This window comes from Streptomyces sp. A0958 (genome assembly GCF_004795035.1).
Lineage (GTDB): Bacteria > Actinomycetota > Actinomycetes > Streptomycetales > Streptomycetaceae > Streptomyces.
In genome coordinates this window covers 223,046-242,454 of the sequence record NZ_SSBK01000001.1, presented here as the reverse complement: position 1 = coordinate 242,454, position 19,409 = coordinate 223,046, and the positions used below count along the sequence as shown (strand labels likewise).

23 protein-coding genes are annotated in these 19,409 nt (G+C 72.6%); 8 read left to right on the top strand and 15 right to left on the bottom strand.

Annotated elements, in window-relative coordinates:
• Window positions 1-137: 137 nt before the first annotated feature.
• Window positions 138-941, bottom strand: coding sequence for a VOC family protein (locus E6P78_RS01220; protein ID WP_136201614.1), 804 nt, complete (start codon window positions 939-941; stop codon window positions 138-140).
• 280 nt (window positions 942-1,221) lie between these two features.
• Between E6P78_RS01220 and E6P78_RS01215 the strand changes: the two genes are divergently transcribed.
• Window positions 1,222-1,869, top strand: a complete 648-nt coding sequence (locus tag E6P78_RS01215; protein ID WP_136201613.1) for a TetR family transcriptional regulator — start codon at window positions 1,222-1,224, stop codon at window positions 1,867-1,869.
• A 127-nt stretch (window positions 1,870-1,996) separates the two neighbouring features.
• On the opposite strand, the gene E6P78_RS01210 is transcribed toward E6P78_RS01215, so the two are convergent.
• Both E6P78_RS01210 and E6P78_RS01205 read right to left on the bottom strand, forming a co-directional pair.
• A complete protein-coding gene (locus E6P78_RS01210) occupies window positions 1,997-2,512 on the bottom strand; it encodes a nitroreductase family deazaflavin-dependent oxidoreductase (protein ID WP_206307686.1) in 516 nt (171 codons plus the stop codon).
• Complete coding sequence (locus E6P78_RS01205) at window positions 2,512-3,804, bottom strand: acyl-CoA dehydrogenase family protein (RefSeq protein WP_136201611.1); 1,293 nt, start codon at window positions 3,802-3,804, stop codon at window positions 2,512-2,514. The genes E6P78_RS01210 and E6P78_RS01205 overlap by 1 nt, the downstream gene beginning before the upstream one ends.
• Window positions 3,805-3,959: 155 nt before the next feature.
• Between E6P78_RS01205 and E6P78_RS01200 the strand changes: the two genes are divergently transcribed.
• Both E6P78_RS01200 and E6P78_RS01195 read left to right on the top strand, forming a co-directional pair.
• The gene (locus tag E6P78_RS01200; protein ID WP_136201610.1) at window positions 3,960-5,138 is read left to right on the top strand and encodes an acetyl-CoA acetyltransferase; all 1,179 of its coding nucleotides are present in this window, start codon (window positions 3,960-3,962) and stop codon (window positions 5,136-5,138) included.
• Between the two features lie 173 nt (window positions 5,139-5,311).
• Window positions 5,312-6,010 carry a pyridoxal 5'-phosphate synthase gene (locus E6P78_RS01195; RefSeq protein ID WP_136201609.1) on the top strand — a complete coding sequence of 233 codons (699 nt, stop codon included), beginning with the start codon at window positions 5,312-5,314 and terminating at the stop codon, window positions 6,008-6,010.
• Between the two features lie 21 nt (window positions 6,011-6,031).
• Here E6P78_RS01195 and E6P78_RS01190 read toward each other — a convergent pair whose 3' ends face one another.
• Window positions 6,032-6,211: a ferredoxin gene (locus E6P78_RS01190; RefSeq protein WP_136201608.1), complete on the bottom strand. Its 180-nt coding sequence runs from the start codon at window positions 6,209-6,211 to the stop codon at window positions 6,032-6,034.
• A 32-nt stretch (window positions 6,212-6,243) separates the two neighbouring features.
• Window positions 6,244-7,473, bottom strand: coding sequence for a cytochrome P450 (locus E6P78_RS01185; protein ID WP_136201607.1), 1,230 nt, complete (start codon window positions 7,471-7,473; stop codon window positions 6,244-6,246).
• Window positions 7,474-7,666: 193 nt separating this feature from the next.
• Between E6P78_RS01185 and htpX the strand changes: the two genes are divergently transcribed.
• Window positions 7,667-8,578 carry a zinc metalloprotease HtpX gene (gene htpX / locus E6P78_RS01180; RefSeq protein WP_026249957.1) on the top strand — a complete coding sequence of 304 codons (912 nt, stop codon included), beginning with the start codon at window positions 7,667-7,669 and terminating at the stop codon, window positions 8,576-8,578.
• Window positions 8,579-8,587: 9 nt separating this feature from the next.
• A complete protein-coding gene (locus E6P78_RS01175; RefSeq protein WP_018553460.1) occupies window positions 8,588-9,172 on the top strand; it encodes a hypothetical protein in 585 nt (194 codons plus the stop codon).
• 11 nt (window positions 9,173-9,183) lie between these two features.
• Here the strand turns inward: E6P78_RS01175 and E6P78_RS01170 are convergent, their stop codons facing one another.
• Both E6P78_RS01170 and E6P78_RS01165 read right to left on the bottom strand, forming a co-directional pair.
• Window positions 9,184-9,501, bottom strand: a complete 318-nt coding sequence (locus E6P78_RS01170; protein WP_136201606.1) for a type II toxin-antitoxin system PemK/MazF family toxin — start codon at window positions 9,499-9,501, stop codon at window positions 9,184-9,186.
• Window positions 9,498-9,812 (bottom strand): hypothetical protein, encoded by a 315-nt coding sequence (locus tag E6P78_RS01165; protein ID WP_136201605.1) that lies wholly within the window; start codon window positions 9,810-9,812, stop codon window positions 9,498-9,500. The genes E6P78_RS01170 and E6P78_RS01165 overlap by 4 nt, the downstream gene beginning before the upstream one ends.
• Window positions 9,813-9,993: 181 nt before the next feature.
• Here E6P78_RS01165 and glsA point away from each other — a divergent pair, with 181 nt between their 5' ends.
• A complete protein-coding gene (gene glsA, locus E6P78_RS01160) occupies window positions 9,994-11,025 on the top strand; it encodes a glutaminase A (RefSeq protein ID WP_136201604.1) in 1,032 nt (343 codons plus the stop codon).
• A gap of 23 nt (window positions 11,026-11,048) precedes the next feature.
• Here the strand turns inward: glsA and E6P78_RS01155 are convergent, their stop codons facing one another.
• Window positions 11,049-11,300 carry a DUF397 domain-containing protein gene (locus E6P78_RS01155; protein ID WP_136201603.1) on the bottom strand — a complete coding sequence of 84 codons (252 nt, stop codon included), beginning with the start codon at window positions 11,298-11,300 and terminating at the stop codon, window positions 11,049-11,051.
• Complete coding sequence (locus E6P78_RS01150) at window positions 11,297-12,061, bottom strand: DUF5753 domain-containing protein (protein ID WP_136201602.1); 765 nt, start codon at window positions 12,059-12,061, stop codon at window positions 11,297-11,299. Before E6P78_RS01150 ends, E6P78_RS01155 begins: the two co-directional genes overlap by 4 nt.
• 135 nt (window positions 12,062-12,196) lie before the next feature.
• Between E6P78_RS01150 and E6P78_RS01145 the strand changes: the two genes are divergently transcribed.
• On the top strand, window positions 12,197-12,601 hold the full coding sequence (locus E6P78_RS01145; RefSeq protein ID WP_018553065.1) for a hypothetical protein: 405 nt from the start codon (window positions 12,197-12,199) through the stop codon (window positions 12,599-12,601).
• A gap of 5 nt (window positions 12,602-12,606) precedes the next feature.
• Here the strand turns inward: E6P78_RS01145 and E6P78_RS01140 are convergent, their stop codons facing one another.
• Window positions 12,607-13,254, bottom strand: coding sequence for a TetR family transcriptional regulator (locus E6P78_RS01140; protein WP_136201768.1), 648 nt, complete (start codon window positions 13,252-13,254; stop codon window positions 12,607-12,609).
• Window positions 13,255-13,414: 160 nt separating this feature from the next.
• Here E6P78_RS01140 and E6P78_RS01135 point away from each other — a divergent pair, with 160 nt between their 5' ends.
• Window positions 13,415-14,878, top strand: coding sequence for an MFS transporter (locus E6P78_RS01135; protein WP_136201767.1), 1,464 nt, complete (start codon window positions 13,415-13,417; stop codon window positions 14,876-14,878).
• A gap of 30 nt (window positions 14,879-14,908) precedes the next feature.
• Here the strand turns inward: E6P78_RS01135 and E6P78_RS33170 are convergent, their stop codons facing one another.
• From E6P78_RS33170 to E6P78_RS01110, 5 genes are all read right to left on the bottom strand, one after another.
• The gene (locus E6P78_RS33170; RefSeq protein WP_240798995.1) at window positions 14,909-15,628 is read right to left on the bottom strand and encodes a zinc ribbon domain-containing protein; all 720 of its coding nucleotides are present in this window, start codon (window positions 15,626-15,628) and stop codon (window positions 14,909-14,911) included.
• 517 nt (window positions 15,629-16,145) lie between these two features.
• Complete coding sequence (locus E6P78_RS01125; RefSeq protein WP_136201600.1) at window positions 16,146-16,712, bottom strand: phage tail protein; 567 nt, start codon at window positions 16,710-16,712, stop codon at window positions 16,146-16,148.
• Window positions 16,709-18,670, bottom strand: coding sequence for a putative baseplate assembly protein (locus E6P78_RS01120; RefSeq protein ID WP_136201599.1), 1,962 nt, complete (start codon window positions 18,668-18,670; stop codon window positions 16,709-16,711). The genes E6P78_RS01125 and E6P78_RS01120 overlap by 4 nt, the downstream gene beginning before the upstream one ends.
• On the bottom strand, window positions 18,670-19,095 hold the full coding sequence (locus E6P78_RS01115) for a GPW/gp25 family protein (protein WP_136201598.1): 426 nt from the start codon (window positions 19,093-19,095) through the stop codon (window positions 18,670-18,672). Before E6P78_RS01115 ends, E6P78_RS01120 begins: the two co-directional genes overlap by 1 nt.
• A complete protein-coding gene (locus E6P78_RS01110; protein ID WP_136201597.1) occupies window positions 19,092-19,409 on the bottom strand; it encodes a PAAR domain-containing protein in 318 nt (105 codons plus the stop codon). The genes E6P78_RS01115 and E6P78_RS01110 overlap by 4 nt, the downstream gene beginning before the upstream one ends.

The window sequence follows — 19,409 nt, the reverse complement described above, 5'->3', positions numbered from 1 at the left end:
GGTCCGCGAAAAACCCGCCGTGTGCAGCGTCTCATCACTGGGCACCACCCGGCGGTGCGCACCCCGATTGTTCCTGGCCGAGGCCCCGGTTGCGAACCCGGGGGCGGATCGGGGTGTCCCGGGTCACTCGCGCCGTATCAGGACAGGGAGGGCTGAAGTACGGCGAACTCGGCGCCCTGGTCGTCGTGGAGCACGGCCATCCGTCCGTACGGGATGTCCAGCGGCGGCGTGGTGATCCGGCCGCCGAGCCGTTCGACGGTGGCGGCGGAGGCGTCGCAGTCCGCGACCGCGAAGTAGCTGAGGAAGTGGCTGGGCATCTCGGCGGGGAACGCGTCCGTGATGACGCTGCGCCCGCCGACGGCGGTGCCGGGGCCGGGTTCGGTGCCGGCCGGGGACCAGATGCGGAAGTCGACGTGCGTCTCGTCGGTGCCGGGGGCGGCGGCACCCGGCTCGTCGTCCGCGTCGGCGGAGCGGAAGCCGAAGACCTCCTCGTAGAAGGGGTCGACCCGGTCCTTGACCCGGGTGTGGACCTCGGTCCAGCAGAAGGAGCCGGGCTCGTTCTGCTTCTGGAAGCCCGCGCGCTCACCCGCCTGCCAGAGGCCGAAGACCGCACCGCCCGGGTCGGCGGCCTGGGCGAGCACCCCGTAGTGGCCGGCCGGTACCGGTTCGGTGATCACCTGGCCGCCTGCCGCGCGGACGCGAGCGACGGACGCGGCGATGTCGTCGGTGGCGAAGTGGACGCCCCAGGCGGTCGGCATCCTGCCGTCCTTCTTCGCGGCCAGCGCGGCGACGAGTCGCCCGTCGCTGAGGGCGTCGGCCCAGGGGCCCTCGCCCGCCCGGAAGGTCCAGCCGAACAGCTCGCCGTAGAAGCGCTTGCCCGCCTCGAGGTCGGGGAGCTGCACATCCACCCAGCACGGTGCGGACTGCGCGAATGCGGCCATGGGCCCGAATCCTTCCGTTGTCATGGTGACGTGTCGTCGTGACGCGTCATGGTGACCCTCGTCACAGCCAACGTAGCCGCGCGGCGCCTCCCGCGCGCCCGGGACCTACCCACCCCATACCCCCAAAGCGAACGCACTTTCGAAAGTTATCCACCGAAGTTATCCACAGGCTGTTAATAACACTGATCACACCGTGGGCGGGGAGGGGCGGCAGCGGGCCGCATTCCCCATTTGCACTCGGCCGAATCGCGCTCCGATCACCCGTCGGTAAGCTGACGGCATGACAGGACAAGTACGCACCGTCGACGGCCGCGTGGCCGGTCGGCGCGGACAGGCGACGCGGCAGAAGCTGCTCGACTGCCTCAGCGAGATGCTCAGTTCCTCGCCGTACCGGGACGTCAAAGTCATCGACGTCGCCCGGAAGGCGGGGACTTCACCCGCGACCTTCTACCAGTACTTCCCCGACGTCGAGGGCGCGGTCCTCGAAATCGCCGAAGAAATGGCCAAGGAGGGCGCCGGCCTGACCGAACTGGTCGCCGGACGTTCCTGGGTCGGCAAGTCGGGCCGGCAGACCGCCGAAGAACTCGTCGAGGGCTTCCTCGACTTCTGGCGGCGCAACGACGCGATCCTGCGCGTGGTCGACCTCGGCGCGGCCGAGGGCGACAAGCGGTTCTACAAGATCCGCATGAAGATCCTGAACTCGGTCACCAACTCCCTCACGGAGTCCGTGAAGGAGCTCCAGGCCAAGGGCAAGGTCGACAAGGACGTCAGTGCCGCCGCGATGGCGGGCTCCCTGGTCGCGATGCTGGCCGCCGTCGCCTCGCACCAGAAGGGCTTCACCACCTGGGGCGTCAAGCAGGCCGAACTCAAGCCGAACCTGGCCCTGTTGGTGCATCTGGGCATCACCGGTAAGAAGCCGGCGAAGTAGCGCCCGCGCCCGGACTCCCCTCCACTGGGTGACGCGCGGTGACCCCGGGCGCCCCCAGGTCCTGTCTCACCGACGGCGGACCACGCATGTGGTCCGCCGTCGGCGTACCCGGACCCCTCACGGACCGCTACGGAGAAACCTCCCGCCGCTCCAGCCGGAACAGCCGTATCTCCCGGTCGATCCGCGCCTGGTACGCGGCATAGGGCGGCCAGAACGCCAGCGCCGCCTTCCACACCACCGCGCGCTCCTCACCGGCCAGCAGCCGGGCCCGTACGGGGATGTCGCGGCCGTTCCAGTTGATGACGGCCTCCTCCGGGTGCGCCAGCAGGTTCGCCGTCCAGGCCGGGTGCCCGGGCCGGCCGAAGTTGCTGCCGACCAGGACCCAGCCGGCCGGCCCACCGTCACCCGGGCCGCCGTCACCCGGCTGCGGCATGCAGGCCAGCGGGGTGGTCCTCGGCTGCCCGCTGCGCGCCCCCGGCACCGTCAGGACGACCCCCGGCAGCATCCGCGCGCTGAGCAGCACCCGGCCCCGGGTGAGCCGGTGGACCGTGCGGTCCATGGCGGGCACCACGTGCGGGGCGATCCGGGCGAAGACGCGGGTGGAGGAGACCTTCTGGACGAGCCGGACCCCGACCGCCGCCATCAGACCGCCACCTGCCCGGCCGCCCCGTGCCCGGCGCCCCCGCTCCCTGGCGCCCCGTGCCCGGCGCTTCCGCTCCCTGGCGCCCCGTGCCCGGCGCTCCCGTCCCCGGCCGGCCCGTGCCCGGCGCCCCCGTCGTCTGCCGTCGCGAAGAGCCCGGAGCGGCGGGCCGCGTGGTCGCGCAGGCGGTGGGCGGGGCCGAGGAGGAGCTGCCCGACGGCGGCCCGCCCGGCGTACGGGTGCGCCTCGTGCTCCCGGTCAGGCGGGCCCGCGTCCCCCGGCAGCCGCACGGCCTCCGCCGTGGCGGCCCGCAGCGCCTCCAGGGCCTGCGCGAGGGCGAGCCCGGCGGTCTCCGCGTCCCAGGCGGCGAAGTACGCGGCGGAGCGGGCCGACCGTACACGTACGTACAGCTCCGCGATCCGGTGCTTCTCGGCCTGGAAGGCGTGGGACGCCGGGAAGGAGCCGCCGGACCGTTCGCGCGCCGCCACGTACGCGGCGGCGCGTTCCAGTGCGCCCGCCGCCGCGCCCACCGCCTCGGCGGCGAGCGCGGCTGCGGCCGTGCGTCCGGCCGCCGCGAGGGCCGGGCCCGCGTCCACGGTGTCGTCGGCGCCCAGGAGTACCGCCTCGGTGTCGCGCAGCTGGACCCGGGCGAGCGGGCGGGTCGGGTCAGGTGAGGTCCGCCGGGTGCGGGCGAGCCCGGCGGGCGGCCGGGGCCCGTCCGCGCGGACCAGGAAGAGCAGGGTGCGGCTGCGCGGGAAGCCGCCCGCGTGGGCGGCGACCAGGAGCAGCCCGGCCAGGTCCCCGTCCGGCACGCGGTCCGCCTCCCCGTACAGCCGCCACCCGCCGCTCCCGCCACCGGCCGGCCGGGCCTGCACCCCGCCCGCCCGGCCGCCGCCCGCCCAGGAGCCGCCGGTCGGGTCGCCGGCGAGGCCGAGGGCCGTCGACAGGGAGCCGCCGGGCACGGCCAGGGCGGCGGTGAGGTCGCCTGCGGCCACGGCCGGCAGCAGGGCGGCGCGCTGCTCCTCGGTGCCGAGGGCCAGGATCAGGGGCGCGGCGAGCACGGCGGTGGCGAGCAGCGGGGACGGCAGCAGGGCGCGGCCGGTCTCCTCCAGGACGACGGCCAGCTCGGCGGTGCCCCGGCCGGCGCCCCCGTACTCCTGCGGGATGCCGAGTCCGGGCAGCCGGAGGTCCCGGGCGAGCCGGTGCCACAGCTCGTCCCCCTCCCCTCCCCCGTCGAGCAGTTCGCGCAGGGTGCGGCGTATCTCGTCCTGTTCCGCGGTGAAGGCGGCATCCATCGTCGGACTCCTTCCCCTCAGAGGCCGACGGCCTCTGAACTGACGGCCCGTCATGCTAGGGGTGTGGCGGCGAGATTCCCAGAGCCGTGCGGGGCGACGGGGACCACAGTGCACGACCGGCCCCACTCCACCCCACCTGATGTACCGTCAGATTCATGCCCCCTACGCCTCCTCCTCCCCGCCGGGTCGCCGTCGTCGGCATATCCCTCGCCGACTGCGGGCGCGTCGACACGGCCACTCCGTACGCCCTGCACGCCCAGGCCGCCCGCCGCGCGCTCGCCGACTCGGGCCTGGACCGCTCGGTGGTCGACGGCTTCGCCTCGGCGGGGCTCGGGACGCTCGCCCCGGTGGAGGTCGCCGAGTACCTGGGGCTGAAGCCGACCTGGGTGGACTCCACATCGGTGGGCGGCTCGACGTGGGAGGTGATGGCGGCCCATGCGGCGGACGCCATCGCGGCGGGCCGCGCCAACGCCGTCCTGCTGGTGTACGGGTCGACGGCACGGGCCGACATCAAGGCGGGCCGCCGCACCTCCAACCTGTCGTTCGGGGCGAGGGGCCCGCTCCAGTTCGAGGTGCCGTACGGGCACTCGCTGATCGCCAAGTACGCGATGGCCGCCCGCCGGCACATGCACGAGTACGGCACGACGCTGGAACAGCTCGCCGAGGTGGCGGTGCGGGCGCGGGCGAACGCGGCGGACAACCCGGACGCGATGTTCCGCACCCCCGTCACGGTGGACGAGGTGCTGTCGGGCCCGATGATCGCCGACCCGTTCACCAAGCTGCACTGCTGCATCCGCAGCGACGGCGGCTGCGCGGTGCTGCTGGCGGCCGAGGAGTACGTGCCGGACACGGCGAAGTCACCCGTCTGGGTGCTCGGGACCGGCGAGCACGTCTCGCACTCGACGATGTCCGAGTGGGACGACTTCACGGTCTCCCCCGCCGCCGTCTCCGGCCGCCTGGCGTTCGAGCGGGCGGGGGTGCGGCCCGCCGACATCGATCTGGCCGAGATCTACGACGCGTTCACCTATATGACGCTGGTGACGCTGGAGGACCTGGGCTTCTGCGCGAAGGGCGAGGGCGGCCCGTACGTGGAGGGGGGCCGTACGGGCCTTACGGGGGCGCTCCCGGTCAACACGGACGGCGGCGGCCTGTCCGCCTGCCATCCCGGGATGCGCGGCCTGTTCCTGCTGGTGGAGGCGGTACGCCAGCTGCGCGGCGAGGCGGGCGCCCGCCAGGTGCGCAAGGCGGGGGGCCGCCTCCCGGAACTGGCGGTGGCGTCGGGCACGGGCGGCTGGTTCTGCTCGTCGGGGACGGTGGTGCTGGGGCGGGGATGAGGGGTCGTGCCCACACCGCACGGTCCCAGGGGCCGTCATCCCCGGCGCGATCCTCGGCGCCCGAGAACCCGCCGGCCGCGCGGCGCATGAGCGCGCCGTCCACGCGGGGCGACTGCCGGTGCTCGGCCACCAGCTCCTCGGTGCCCGGCCACCTTCAGCGTAGCGTCGGCCGCATGACCGACGCATCCGATCCCGCCTCCCGGCAGTCCTTCCTCGATCTGCTGCACGCCCAGCGCGTCTGGGACACCGACCTCCCGGCCTTCGCCCCGGACACCGCACCGGGCACACCCCTCGCCCTCTTCCGTTCCTGGTTCGCCGAGGCCGTGGCCGCCGGGCAGGCCGAGCCGCACACCATGACCGTGGCCACCGTGGACGCCGACGGCCTGCCCGACGTACGGACCCTGATGCTGCACGACGCGGACGAGCGGGGCTGGCACTTCGCCACGCACTCCACCAGCGCGAAGGGCCGCCAGCTGGCCGCCCGCCCGTACGCCGCGCTCGGCTTCTACTGGCCGGCGCAGGGCCGCCAGGTACGCGTCCGGGGGCCGGTCACCGCGTGCTCCACGGCCGAGAGCGCCGCCGACCTGCACGCCCGCTCGACCGGTGCGCTGGCCTCGGCCCTGGTGGGGCGGCAGAGCGAGATCCTGGACTCGTCGGCCGCACTCGACCGCGCGTCGGACGCCGCCTGGGACCGGGCGCGCGCCGAGCCCGACGCGGAGGTTGCGAGCTGGACCCGGTACGTGGTCGAGCCGCGCGAGGCCGAGTTCTTCCAGGGCGACGCCCGGCGGCGCCACGTACGTCTGCGGTACCGCCGTACGGCCGACGTGCGGACGGGGACGGGGGCCTGGGAGCGGGAACTGCTCTGGCCCTGACCCCGCCCCCGGCCGCCCGCCTCAGCCCACCGTGATCGCCTGTACCGGGCAGGCGCGGGCGGCTTCACCGACCATGGGGCCCGGCTCGGCCCCCTCCAGGAGTTCGCTCAGCCCGTCGTCGTCCTGCGTGAACACCTTCGGTGCGGCGAGCGCGCACTGACCCGCGCCGATGCACACGTCCTTGTCGATGTCGATCCGCATGCCCATCGCTCCTCCCGTCCGCGTTGCGGCCGTCACCAGGTCACCGGCAGTTCCAGCAGCCCCTGCACCGTGTCGCCCGGTTTGAACGGGACCTCCTCGGGCGGAACCGCCAGACGCAGCCCGGGGAAGCGGTGGAAGAGCGCGGGCAGGGCGATCTCCAGTTCGGCGCGGGCGAGGTTCTGACCCAGGCACTGGTGGATACCGAAGCCGAAGGCCACGTGGTTGCGCGCCCCCCGTCCGAGGTCCAGCGCGTCCGGCTCCGGGTAGACGGACGCGTCCCGGTTGCTCACGGCGGTGGACAGCAGCACCCCGTCCCCCGCCCGCAGCGTCTCCCCGCCGATCTCGATGTCCTCGACCGCCACCCGGGAGAGCCCGTCCGCGATGGACAGGAACCGCAGCAGCTCCTCCACGGCGGCCGGCACCCCGCTGCCGTCGCCGTCCGTCAGCCGGGCCAGCTGGTCCGGGTGCTGGAGAAGCGTGAAGGTGCCGAGCGAGATCATGTTCGCGGTCGTCTCGTGGCCGGCCACGAGCAGGATCTCGGCGAGCCGCACCAGCTCGTCGCGCTCCACCGCACCGGTCTCCAGCTGCTTGGCGATCAGCTCGTCCAGCAGCCCGTCCCCCGGCTCGCGCCGCTTGCGTTCGATCAGGACGCGGAAGTACTCGTCCAGCTCCTCCCGCGCCGCCACGACGTCCGACGGCGCCGGCCCGCGCAGCAGCTTGCGCGACTGGGCCTCGAAGAAGTCGTGGTCCGCGTACGGCACGCCGAGCAGCGCGCAGATGACCATGGACGGCACCGGCAGCGCGAAGGCGCCCACCAGCTCGGCCGGCGGGCCCTGCTCGGCCATCGCGTCGAGCAGCCGGTCCACGGTCTCCTGGATGCGCGGCCGCAGCGCCGCCGTCCGCCGGACCGTGAAGCTCGGGATCAGCATCCGGCGCTGCGCGTTGTGCTCCGGGTCGTCGACGCCGATCAGCTCGACGCGACGCTGTGCGAGCGTGGCCAGCCTCGGCGCGAAGAAGGGGAACCCCGGGTTCGCCCGGTCGGACGACAGCCTGGGGTCCGCCAGGAGCGCCCGGACCTCGGCGTGCCCGGTGACCAGCCACACCGTACGGCCGTCGAAGAGCCGGACACGGGACACGGAGCGCCGGCCCCGGCTCTCGCTCGGGTAGCCGGTGGGCGGGTGGTAGGGACAGGTGCGGTCCTGCGGAAAGGCGATGGTCTCGGACTGGGTGCCGGGCTGGGTCTCGGACTGGGTCTCTGTCATGCGGACCTCGCAGCGAGGGGGGTGTGTCCTGCTTACCGATCACCCTCACTAGATGCCTCAGGCACCTATCTGGTCCAGTCGGTCTTCGGCCACATCTCCCGTCCGCCCCCGTTTCCTCCATTTTCGGCCGGTGAGGAGCACCATGGGAGACAGGTGGGACAGCCTGGACAGGTGAGGACTGGAGGTCGACCCGATGAGCCGAACCCGTAGCCGGTATGCGCCGGACCGTGGTCTGACCACGCGCATGGTCACCACGATGTTCCTGATCGGGCTGCTGTACGTGGTCCTGGTGGGCGTGCTGCTGGCCGCGCTGCGCGGGGCCTGGCCGATCATCCTGATCATCACCGGCGGCATGTTCATCGCGCAGTTCTGGTTCAGCGACCGGATCGCCGCGTTCAGCATGGGTGCGCGTGAGGTCACCCCCGAGCAGGCGCCCGAACTGCACGGCGCGATCGACCGGATCTGCGCTCTTGCCGATATGGACAAACCGAGGGTCGCCATCGCCGAGAGCGACGTGCCGAACGCGTTCGCCACCGGCCGCAGCGAGAAGACCGCCCTCGTCTGCGCCACGACGGGTCTGCTGCGCAGACTGGAGCCGGAGGAGCTGGAGGGCGTCCTCGCCCATGAGATGTCGCACGTCGCCCACCGGGACGTCGCCGTCATGACGATCGCCTCGTTCCTCGGCGTCCTCGCCGGCATCATCACCCGGGTCGCCCTGTGGGGCGGCTTCTCCCGGGGCAGCCGCAACAACGACCCCATCGGCATCGCGATCATGCTGATCCCGCTGATCAGCGCGGTCGTCTACGCGGTCAGCTTCCTGCTCACCCGCCTGCTCTCCCGCTACCGCGAACTCTCCGCCGACCGCACGGCCGCCCTCCTCACCGGCCGCCCCTCGGCCCTGGCCTCCGCCCTCACCAAGGTGAGCGGCCAGATGGCCCGGATTCCCACGGAGGACCTGCGGAAGGCGGAGCCGTACAACGCCTTCTACTTCGTCCCGGCCTTCGCCTCCAAGGAGAGCTTCGCCCGGCTGCTCTCCTCGCACCCGACCCTGGAACAGCGCCTCGACCAGCTGGCCCGCATCTCGGCCGACCTGTCCCGTCCGTAAGGAGACCCCGTGGGCCTGCTCGACACGATCCTGGGCCGCAGCAAACCGGTCCGCCCCGACCTCGACCAGCTCTTCGCCGTCCCCTCCGCCGCCCTCACCCTCCAGGCCGCCACCGGCTTCACACCCACCGGCCTGGGCTCGGTGTGCTTCGCGGGCGTCGAGGGCGCCACCTTCGCCCGCGTCCAGCAGGACGTACGCGAACTGCTCGACGCGGACACCGGGCGCGGCGGTATCCCGGTGGAGTTCAGCCGCGACACCTACGGCTACACCTGGCTGCTCTCCCGCCAGCCGCCCGAGGACACGGCCGCCCTGGTCAACGACCTGCACGCGGTGAACACCCTGCTCCAGGACGGCGGCTTCGGCCCCCAGCTGCTGTGCTCCCTGGTCGCCTTCCGGGACGACCGGGACCGTTCGCTCGCGCTGGTCTACCTCTACAAGCGCGGCACGTTCTACCCGTTCGCCCCGGTCGCGGGCGGCGCCGAGAAGCGCGACAACCAGCTGGAGTTGCAGGTCAGGGCCGCGCTGGGGGACGACCTGCGGGTGGAGCAGGACCTGTCGCGGTGGTTTCCGGTGTGGGGGGCGCCGGGGGTGTGAGGGGTGGGGCCTCAGAGGGCGAGGACGTGTTGGAGGGCCGTGGCGACCTTCACCATCGTCTGGTTCGAGAGCGCGCCGAGGTCTCCCATGATCTCGTCTCTGTACATGGGCCCCAGGTCATCACAGAGCACACGGCCGACGAGCGGATCGTTGGGCACCAACTCGACAATGCTCGCCAGCGAAGGTTTGACCGATGTGGTGACGCGCACGACCAGGACGTCATTGAGCGCCCGGTTGCGCGCGTTGTTCGAGACCACAAGCCAGGGCTTGGGACCTGCTCCGAGGTCGGCGCGATACACGCGACCCCGGATGGGAACGATCTCGCTCATTCACCCGCCCCGACCCGGCTTCGCCGACGGGCCCCACGAGCCCGTACGGCCGCCTCGTACGCCCGGTCCTCCTCGTCGTGAGCTGCCGCGAGGGCGGCATAGCCGTTCTCCATGACCTTCTCCTGAACCGCGAGACGGCCCGCGTCCAGCAGCGCGCGAAGCACCTCGGCCTCGGACGTGTCGTCGTCCACGTGTATGCCCGTCACCTGCCACAGGGCTCGGTTCTCCGGGGTGTCGTTGTGCCGGACACGCTTCAGTGTCTCTTCGACGAGTGCGTCCAAGGGGACGCTTTTGCGGGTCACAGTTGCCATGCATCACATGGTGCAGCAATAAGTGCAGCACGTCAAAGGCGCCAGAACGCCCGGCGTCCGCCATCGGGGGGCTGTCCCCGCCGGATCAGTAAGTCGTGGCGGGACCCGGCGGCCGGTGGAGGTACAGGTGGGTGGTCGGGAGCGGTTCCGCCGCCCGGGACGAGGCATCAGGAGGCACTGGATGGCCGGCGTGATCCACAACACCGGGGACGTCGCGGACCCCGGCACCGCGCGAGCGGCCGTCTCCACCGGGCGGCTCCCCACGGCCGAGTCCGTACGGGCGGCCCTGGACGGCGTGCGCCGGCGGTTCCAGGAGGACCGCGAAGGGCGGGTCCCCGACTACATCCCGGAACTCGCCGAGGTCGATCCCGAACTGTTCGGCATCGCCGTCGCCCACGTCAGCGGCAACGTGTTCACGGCCGGCGACGCGGACCACCCGTTCTCGATCCAGTCGGTCTCCAAGCCGTTCGTCTTCGCCCTCGTCAACCACGAACTCGGCCGCGACACCGTCCGCCGGCGGATCGGGGTCAACAGCACGGGCCTGCCGTTCAACTCGGTCCTGGCCGTCGAGCTGAATCACGGCAGCCCGATGAACCCCATGGTCAACGCGGGAGCCCTGGCCACCACGGCCCTGGTGCCGGGCGCGTCGCCCGAGGAGCGCTGGGAGTTCATCCGCCACGGCCTCTCCCGCTTCGCGGGCCGGGAACTCCGGCTGGACGAGCGCGTCTACACCTCCGAGTCCGGCACCAACCAGCGCAACGAGTCGATCGCCCGCCTGCTGGACAGCTACGGCGCCCTCGCCCGGGACCCCGTCGCGACCACCGACCTCTACACCCGGCAGTGCTCCGTGACCGTCTCCGCCCGCGACCTCGCGGTCATGGGCGCGACCCTGGCCAACGGCGGCGTCTGCCCCCTCACGGGCGAGCAGGTCGTGGACGCAGGAGTCTGCCGCGACACCCTCTCCGCGCTGGCCACTGCGGGCCTGTACGAGCGCAGTGGCGACTGGCTGTACGAGGTCGGCATGCCCGGCAAGAGCGGCGTCTCCGGCGGCATCATCACCGTCGCCCCCGGCAAGGGCGGGCTCGGCGTGTTCTCACCCCGCCTGGACGAGGCCGGCAACAGCGTCCGCGGCCAGCGCGTCGCCCACTTCCTGTCCGGGGCGCTCGGCATGGACCTGTTCGCCTCCACGCCCCATGCGAAGGCGGCCGGCTGAACGGCCGCCCCCGGACTCGGTGGTCAGTTCGCGGTCGCGTGGTCCAGGAACGCGGTCCAGGCGGTCGGGGCGACGGCGAAGGTCGGGCCGTCGGTGACCTTGGAATCGCGGACGTGGACGGTGTGGGGGCAGGTGGCCACCTCTACGCAGTTCGCGTCCTCATAGTCGCTGTAGCTGGACTTGTGCCAGTTGTAGGCGACTTCGATGCAGGCTTCGCCCTCGGCGTTGCTGTAGCTGGACTTGAACCAGGTCAGTCCGGCGTCGTGGTAGCTCACAGTTGCCCCATCTTCTTCTCGATGATCTCCGCGGACTGCCACGGGTTGTGTGCCTGAGCCCGCAAGATACCGAAGAGGTCGAACATGTCGCTCACCTGCTCCGGCTTCGAGATCAACCTACCGCCGCCCTGCCCCTCTGCGAACAGCAGCGCACGACCCTCCGCAGTGGACATCAGCTGCATGGGGCCGTTCAACCCCGCGTGGGTGTGCTGTGCGGACGGCATCACCTGGACCGTCAGGTGGTTGTACCGCTCGATGCAGTCCAGCATGTGCCGCAGCTGCTCCTTGAGAACCTCCGGGCCACCCAGCGTGCGTTCCAGCACGGATTCCTCGATGACGTACCCGATGCGCGGAGGCGGCGTGCGTTCCAGCACCCTCTGCCGTTCCAGCCTCGCCTCGACGAGATAGACGATCTCACCTTCCGAGTACGCGGGAACCCGACCTCGGTGCAATGCCATTGCGTACGCCTCCGTCTGGAGCAGACCGGGGATCAGCATCGTCTCGTACGCACTGATCACCCGAGCCGTGCGCTCCAACTTGGCCCAGTCCAGGAACTTCGGCGCGTACTTCTCCTCGTCCACCAGATCGCAGCACGCCTTCAGCGCCCCGTTCGCCCGGTACAGGACCTCGGCGTCCGTCAGCAGGTCCAGCGACGGGATGCGTTCCGCGCGTTCCACCGCGCCCAGCAGCGATTCCGAGACGAGCAGGCTCTCCGACGCCGTCTTCTGCGTGAACCTCGCCTGCACTCGGTGAATGCGCATCAACTCCCCTACGAGCCTGCGCCCGTGGCTCACCTCTTCGCTCGTCCCCACAGACCACCGCCCCTTCCTCACATCGCCCTGATGTGGATCGTGTCCTCCTGGTCACGCTACGCACGCACGGGAATGCTTACTGCCATGACGCAGAAGAATCTCCCCGAATGGGTTCCCTCCTCGGGGCTCCAACTCCACCTCACCGGTATCCACTTCGACGCCATCCGGCTGCGCGGCGTCCGGGGTGAGGCGGTGGTGCACCATCTGGTGACGCTCACGGACGGCGATCCCGGGCCGGTGGTGCGGGAGATCGCGGGGGCGCGGTGGACGTACTTCCTGCTGGAGCCCGGGGCGAGCCAGGACTTCGACTGGCCGCCCGGCGCGAAGTGCTTCGGGCCGGCCGCGCGGGACCAGTACGTGGGGATTCCGGCGGCGCACGGCAACACGTATCCGCTGAGCTGGCGTTGCGGGGCGCCGGAGGACGGGGACTTCGTGGACGCGGAGTTGCTGCACGGCGTGGTGACCGCGCAGCTCGTGGCCGGGGAGTAGGCGGCTCAGGTGCCGGACTGGCGGCGGAGGCCGGCCAGGGTCAGTTCCAGGGCGGCGAGGAACTGCTCCTTGTCGTCGTGGCCGTCGAACTCGTCCACGATCTCGTGCAGGAACGGGTACTCCTCGGTGTCGAGCTCACGCCACATCGCGGCATAGCGGCCCAGGAACTCCTCGCGGCCCACCGAGCCGTCCAGCACCTCCTGGGGCGGTTCCTGGCCCAGGTCGGCCGCGCTGCCGACCACGACGGCCACGATCGCCGTGACGGCGTGGAACCGCTGTCGCGGGGTGAGGTCGAGGCGGAGCGTCTGCTGCCCCAGCTTCTCGTAGAGCCGCAGCGCGTTGCCCTGGGCGCCGATGTCCTGCATGAAGCGCCCGCCCAGCCACGGCCGGTCCACGATCGCGTCGAACAGGGTGACGGCCATCACGCGCAGGACATCGATCGGGTCCCCGCTGCGGTCCTGTTTCTCGACGGCCGCCAGGACCCCGCCGAGCACGTGGTCCATGGCGCGTTCGAGCAGGTCGTCCTTGCCCGAGACGTACCAGTAGATGCTGCCGACGCCGGTGCCGAGCCGGGTCGCGAGGGCGCGCAGGGTCAGCGCCGGCTCCCCCGCCTCATCGAGCAGGGCCACCGCTGCGGTGAGAACGGCATCGATGGAGTGCGAGGCGCGCCGGCGCCCCCGGGTCGGGCGGTCGGCGGGGCTGGGACGGGGGCCGGTCATGGGTCACATCCAATCACGCTTGCCTCATCATCGAACGGCGTTCTATCGTAGAACGTCGTTCGATAGTCGGCGACGTTCCCTGAGGAGGCCCGCCATCGCCACGACCGCCACCACTTCCGCTCCCACCCCACCGCGTACGTATCCCTCGCTGCGCGCCGCCTGGATACCCCTGGCCGCGCTCTGCCTGGCCTTCTTCGTCGAGATGGTCGACAACACGCTTCTCTCGATCGCGCTGCCCACCATCGGCCGGGACCTCGGCAGCGGCACGACCGCGCTCCAGTGGGTCACGGGCGCGTACTCGCTGACGTTCGGCGGCCTCCTGCTGACCGCAGGGTCGCTCGCCGACCGGCTCGGGCGCCGGCGCGTGCTGCTGGTCGGCCTGGCGGTGTTCGGTCTGCTGAGCCTGGCCGTCGTCGCCGTCACCACCACCGGGGAACTCATCACGCTGCGTGCCGGTCTCGGCATCGCCGCCGCCGCGATGGCCCCCATCACCAACTCGCTGGTCTTCCGGCTGTTCGACGACAAGGCGCTGCGGATGCGCGCGATGACGCTGATGATCGTCGTCGGCATGTCCGGCTTCGTCCTCGGCCCGCTGCTGGGCGGCACCGCCCTCGCGCACGTCCGGTGGCAGTGGCTCCTGCTCGTCAACGCCCCGATCGCGCTGATCGCCGCCATCGGCATCCGCCTCGGTGTCCCCGCGGACCGGCCGCAGGACCTGACGCAGGACAAGCTCGACCTGCCGGGCGCCGTCCTGAGCGTCACCGCCATCGGACTCGCCTGCTACGCGCTGACCAGCGGTGTCGAGCACGGCTGGCTCTCCGTGAGCACCCTCGCCTCGGTTCTCGGCGCCCTCGCGGCGGGGATCGCGTTCGTGTGGCACGAGCGCCGCAGCGCGGCGCCCATGCTGGACCTCCGCCTCTTCGCCAACGGCACCGTCCGGGGCGCCGCCATCGCGCAGATCGGCACGGCCATCGCGATGGCAGCGGTGATGTTCGGCCTGATCCTGCACTTCCAGTACGCCTACGGGTGGAGCCCCGTGCGGGCCGGCCTGGCGAACCTGCCGCTCATCGTGACCATGATCGCGGCGACCCCCCTGTCCGAGTGGCTCGCGGGAAGGTTCGGCCACCGCGTCGCCTGCCTGGTCGGCGCGGCCTGCCTGGCCGGCTCGCTGGGCGCCCTGTCCTGGGGCGTCGACCACGGGTACGGCGTCATCGCGGCGTGCATGGTCCTGATGACCATCGGGCTGCGCACCATCATGACGATCTGTGCCATCGCGCTCGTCGACGCGATGCCGGAGAACCGCACGTCCATCGGTACGGCGCTCAACGACACCGCCCAGGAGGTCGGAACCAGCATCGGCACCGCCGTGGTCGGCACCCTGATCGCCGCGCTGGTCACCACGCAGCTGCCCGCGGGCACCTGGAGCAGCGCCCTGGTGGCGTCCTTCTTCCACGGCGAGCGGATCACCTACGCCGTGCTGGCGGTCGTCGTCGGCCTGGTCGCGGCCGGCGGCGCGCTGACCCTCACCGACTCCCGCGCCACCGAGGAGGCCCACTGAGGCCGGCGGCGCGGGAGGACGGCGTCACCCTCATGTGCGCTTGAAGTACTCGATCTCCCCCAGGGCGATCGGGCCTCCGCCCTCCAGCCCGGCCGCCTCCCGCACGACGAACTCGATCGAGACGACGTCGCTGATGCCGGTCCGCAGCGTCTGCTTGCCGGGCCGGTCCCCGAGGGGCATGGCCTCCTCGTGGATCGTGCCGTCCTTCGACTTGATGATCAGGTCGGCCTTGACCGGCCTCGCGCCCGTCTTGAAGACCTCGGGCTTCTTCGACACCCCGGTGTAGACGGTGACACCGACCAGCCGGAACGGCTCGTCGAACACGGCGGTCAGCGAGTCGCCGACCTGCTCCGCGCCCCAGTAGGTGTTCGTCACCGTGTCTATGGCCTCCTTCGCCGGGTGCCCGGGGGCGGCGGCGCTCGCGGAGACGTGTTCGGGGCTGATCTGTGCCGTGCCGCCACGCTTGTCGCGTACGTCCTCGAACACGTAGCGCCCGGCCGGGATCAGCAGGTAGCCCGCGACCAGGAGACCCGCTATCACCAGGGCGATCAGGCTCGCCCGCAGCAGCCGGCCCGAACCCGCCCGCACCCGGCGGTTGAACGGCCACCGCGTCCGCCACCAGGGCAGCGGCGCGGCCTGCGCCCGCGGCTTCAGCGGGGAGGCGCAGTTGCGGCAGAACGTACGGCCCGGACGGTTGGACGTCCCGCACGACGGGCACGGCTCGCCGTCCGGCTCCTCGTCCACCGCCACCGGCCTGACCTTCGGCCGTGCGGCGATCGGTACGCCGGGCCGCACCGCCCCCACGGGCTCGTCGGCGGGCTCCGGTTCGGGTTCCGGTCGCGGACTCGGCTCCGGCCGTGCCGGCCGCACCGGTTGTACGGGGGCGGGGGCGGGGGCGGGAGCGGGTGCGGCCGGTTGTACGGGGGCGCGGCGCGGCGCCGGGGGCGTGGGTGTGGGCGGGGTCGTGGGTGCGGGCGGGGTCATCGGTTCCGGTTCCGGTTCCGGGGCCGTGCTCGGCCCCGAGGTCGGCTCCGGGGCCAGGGCCGGTGCAGGGGTCGGGGTCGGGGTCGGGGGCGGGGGCGGGGTCACGGACGTCGGGGTCGTAGCCGCCGGTTCCGGTTCCGGTTCCGGTTCCGGCGTCGGTGCCGGTTCCGAGGGCTCCGGCCGGGCGCTCCGCGTCGACCAGCCCAAGTACGTACCGCAGCTCCCGCAGAAGTCCTCGTTCTCGTCGTTCGCGGCGCCGCAGGCCGGGCACGGGCGCGTCATGTCAGGCTCCTGTCTCGTCGGCCGGGGCGCCCGGCAGGATCTCCACCCGGCAGGTGAGGTGGGCCGGGCACGAGGCGCGGACCACGGTCAGGACGCGGGCCGCGTCCACCGTGCGTCCGGCCGGGGGCCTGACCCGTACCAGCAGTTCCCCGGTCAGGGCGGGAGGGAGTGCGGCGCCCGGCTCGGACGACCAGGCCGCGCCGCCGCCGTCCTGGATGTCGGCCTCCACGCCGAAGCAGAGGCGCAGGTGTTCGGTGAGGCCCCGGCGGGTTCCGCGCCGGCGGTGGAGTTCGACGGCGCGGGCGACGGCGGCGCGGCGCAGTTCCACCGGCCAGGCCGGGTCGACGCCGGCGCCGACCCATGACGACAGCCAGGGCAGGAAGTCGTCCGGGGTCAGCACGGGGTCGAAGTAGGCGGGGAGGTTGTCGAGGGTGGACAGGACGGGGGCCAGGACCGTGTCGAGGCCCGCCGTGAAGCGCTGGGCGAGGTCGTCGTCCGCGTACAGGGCGGGCAGCAGCGCGCCGATCGGGTAGCGGCTGGGGAGTCCGGGGATCGCGGCCCTCGTCATGGGCGCTCACCGGGGCCCGCCGCCGTGACGGCGATCTGGTGCTGGTGGGAGAAGACCAGGGCGTTCGCGGCCACGTCGATCCGGTCGACGGCCGCGCCCCGGCGGCCCGTGAGCGGGTCGGCGGGGAACAGGCGTACCTCCTCCACCAGGCGCACCCCGGGCACGCTCTGCAGTACGGCGAAGACCTCGCCGTACTGCACGGGTCTGCCGAAGGGCCAGCCGTTGCCGTCCGCGCCGCCGCGCAGCGGGTCGATGTGGCGGAACAGCGCGTCGAGCGCGTCGGCCCGGACCCGGTCCACGTCGCCCTCGTCCGCCACCAGTCCGGCGACCACGGTGACGCCCTGGTAGGCGGGCGGTTCCACGATCAGGCGGGTGCCGACGAGGCGTCGTTCGTCGAGCCGGCCGGCCACCGCCGCGAGCACCGAGTCCGGCGGGATCAGCTGCTCGAACCGCAGCCGGCCGCCCTCGTCGGGGACCGCGTCGGGCACCACCAGGACCCGTACCGCACCGCCCTCGCCCGCGACGGCGGGCAGGCAGCGGACCCTGCGCAGCGAGGGGGCGGCCTCCCGGGCGATGACCTCGTGGTCCTCGGCCGTGACCGCCCGCTCCTGGACCCGCAGGATGTGCGGCGCGCGCACCTTCGCGTTCTCGACGCTCTCGCCGTCGACGCCGCCGCGCGCCGCCTCGCGGTTGTCGACCCCGGCGACGTACGGGACGGAGCTGCGCAGGACGCGGATGGCGCCGCGTGCCACGTTCCCGGCGGCCCCGCCGCCCGTGCGGTAGCGGGCGACGCGGAGCTGGGCGCCCTTCGGGGGCACCGCCCCGTAGGCCCGCATCGTGCCGTCCGCCTCGCGCACCTCCGGCGGGAAGGCGAACCGGCCGGTGGCGGCGTCGATCCGTACGTGCCGGTCGTCCGGGGACGAGGCGCCGAAGTGCTCCACGGGTGTCCAGGTCTGCCAGCCCCCGTCCGACGACACCTGGACGAGCGGTGGCTCCCCGTCGCGCAGGACCGGTGTCCGGGGTACGGAGAACGTCTGGCCCGCGACCCCCTCGGAGGTGCCGAGCGGTACGTCGAGGACGGTCTCCGCGTGCTCGACGCCGACCGTGCCGCCGACGGTGAAGACCTCGGCCTCCCGGATCGTCGGGGACTCCGCGTAGAAGGGCTGGCCGGGTGCGGGCTCGGTGACCCGGCAGCGCAGCCATCCGGCCCGGGTGCCGGCCGTGACGGACGCGGTGTGCCCGGCGGGCACGAACACGGTGATCTCGCCGGGCTTGTTGAGCCCGCCCGTGGAGTCGGTGCCGGTCGTGCACGGCACCCAGCGGGCGCCGTCCCACGCCTCCCACACCAGCGGAGGCTGCCGGGGGTCGACGCCCACGCCCTCCACCCGGCTGTCCAGCCGTACGGCGACGATGCACCGGGGAACGGCGGTGGGCAGCCCGAACAGCAGGGCGTCACCGGGCTCGGGCCGGGGCTGGAAGCAGGGGATGTCCTTGCCCTCGCCGAGCGGCGCGGTGCGGTCCGTCTGGTCACCGGAGGCCGGGACGGTGACCAGGCGGATCAGTGAACTCGGCACGATCGCCAGGTCCTCGTCGGTCGAGAAGACCACCGCCTCCTCCGTCTCGCCGCGCGCGGTGGCGACCTCCGTACCGGCCGGGAGCCGCACGGTGTCCGGCTGGGGTGCGGACAGCCAGAAGTCGACGTCGGCACGGGCGGCCGTCGGCGGGAACAGCTGCACGCCCAGCAGGTCGAGGAAGGCGAAGTAGTTCCGGTCGGGCACCCGGTTCAGCCGGTACAGCAGCTGGTCGACCATGTACGCGAACGTCTCGATCAGCGTGACGCCCGGGTCCGACACGTTGTGGTCGGTCCACTCGGGGGTCCGCTGCTGGACGTACCGCTTGGCCTCGTCCACGAGTTGTTGGAAGCGCCGGTCGTCCAGGTTGGGCGGGGGCAGGGACATCAGCGGGCCCCCGCTTCCGCGGAATCGCCGGAGGACGGGATCGTGTAGAAGGGGAAGACGAGGTTGCGCAGGTCGTTGGTGGACCGCACGGTGTAGTGCACGTCGATGTAGAGGGTGCCCTCCTCGACGGTGTCGAAGGCGACGACCACGTCCCGTACGTCGATGCGCGGCTCCCACCGCTCCAGCGACACCCGCACCTCGTGGGCGATGCGCCCGGCCGTTGCGCCGTCTCCGGGCGCGAAGACGTAGTCGTGGATGCCGCAGCCGAACTCGGGGCGCATCGGCCGCTCCCCGGGTGCGGTGCCGAGCACCAGGCCGATGGCCTCCTCGATCTCCTGCTCGCGCTCGACCATGCCGATGCCGCCCGTGGCGCCGACCCGCAGCGGGAAACCCCAGCCGCGGCCGATGAATCCGCCCTCGCTCATATCGGGCCTCCGATCAGGACGTTGGGCGCCCCGGCGACGATCTTGGCGCCGCAGCTCGTCGTGTCGCCCATGCGGGCGGCCGGCAGCCCTCCGATCAGTACCGCGCCACCGACCAGGGCGGCCGGGTTCGGCATGACGACGTTCCCCGGGCCGAGCAGGGCGTGCGGGGGGACGACGCACACGTGGAGGCTTCCGGTGACGGCGGCCGGTTTGCCGCCGATCAGCACGGTGGCGACGGCCACCGCACCCGGCGGCGGGGTGCCGATGACGCCTCCGTGGACGGTGGGGTCGCCCGTACGGGCTGCGGGGGGCAT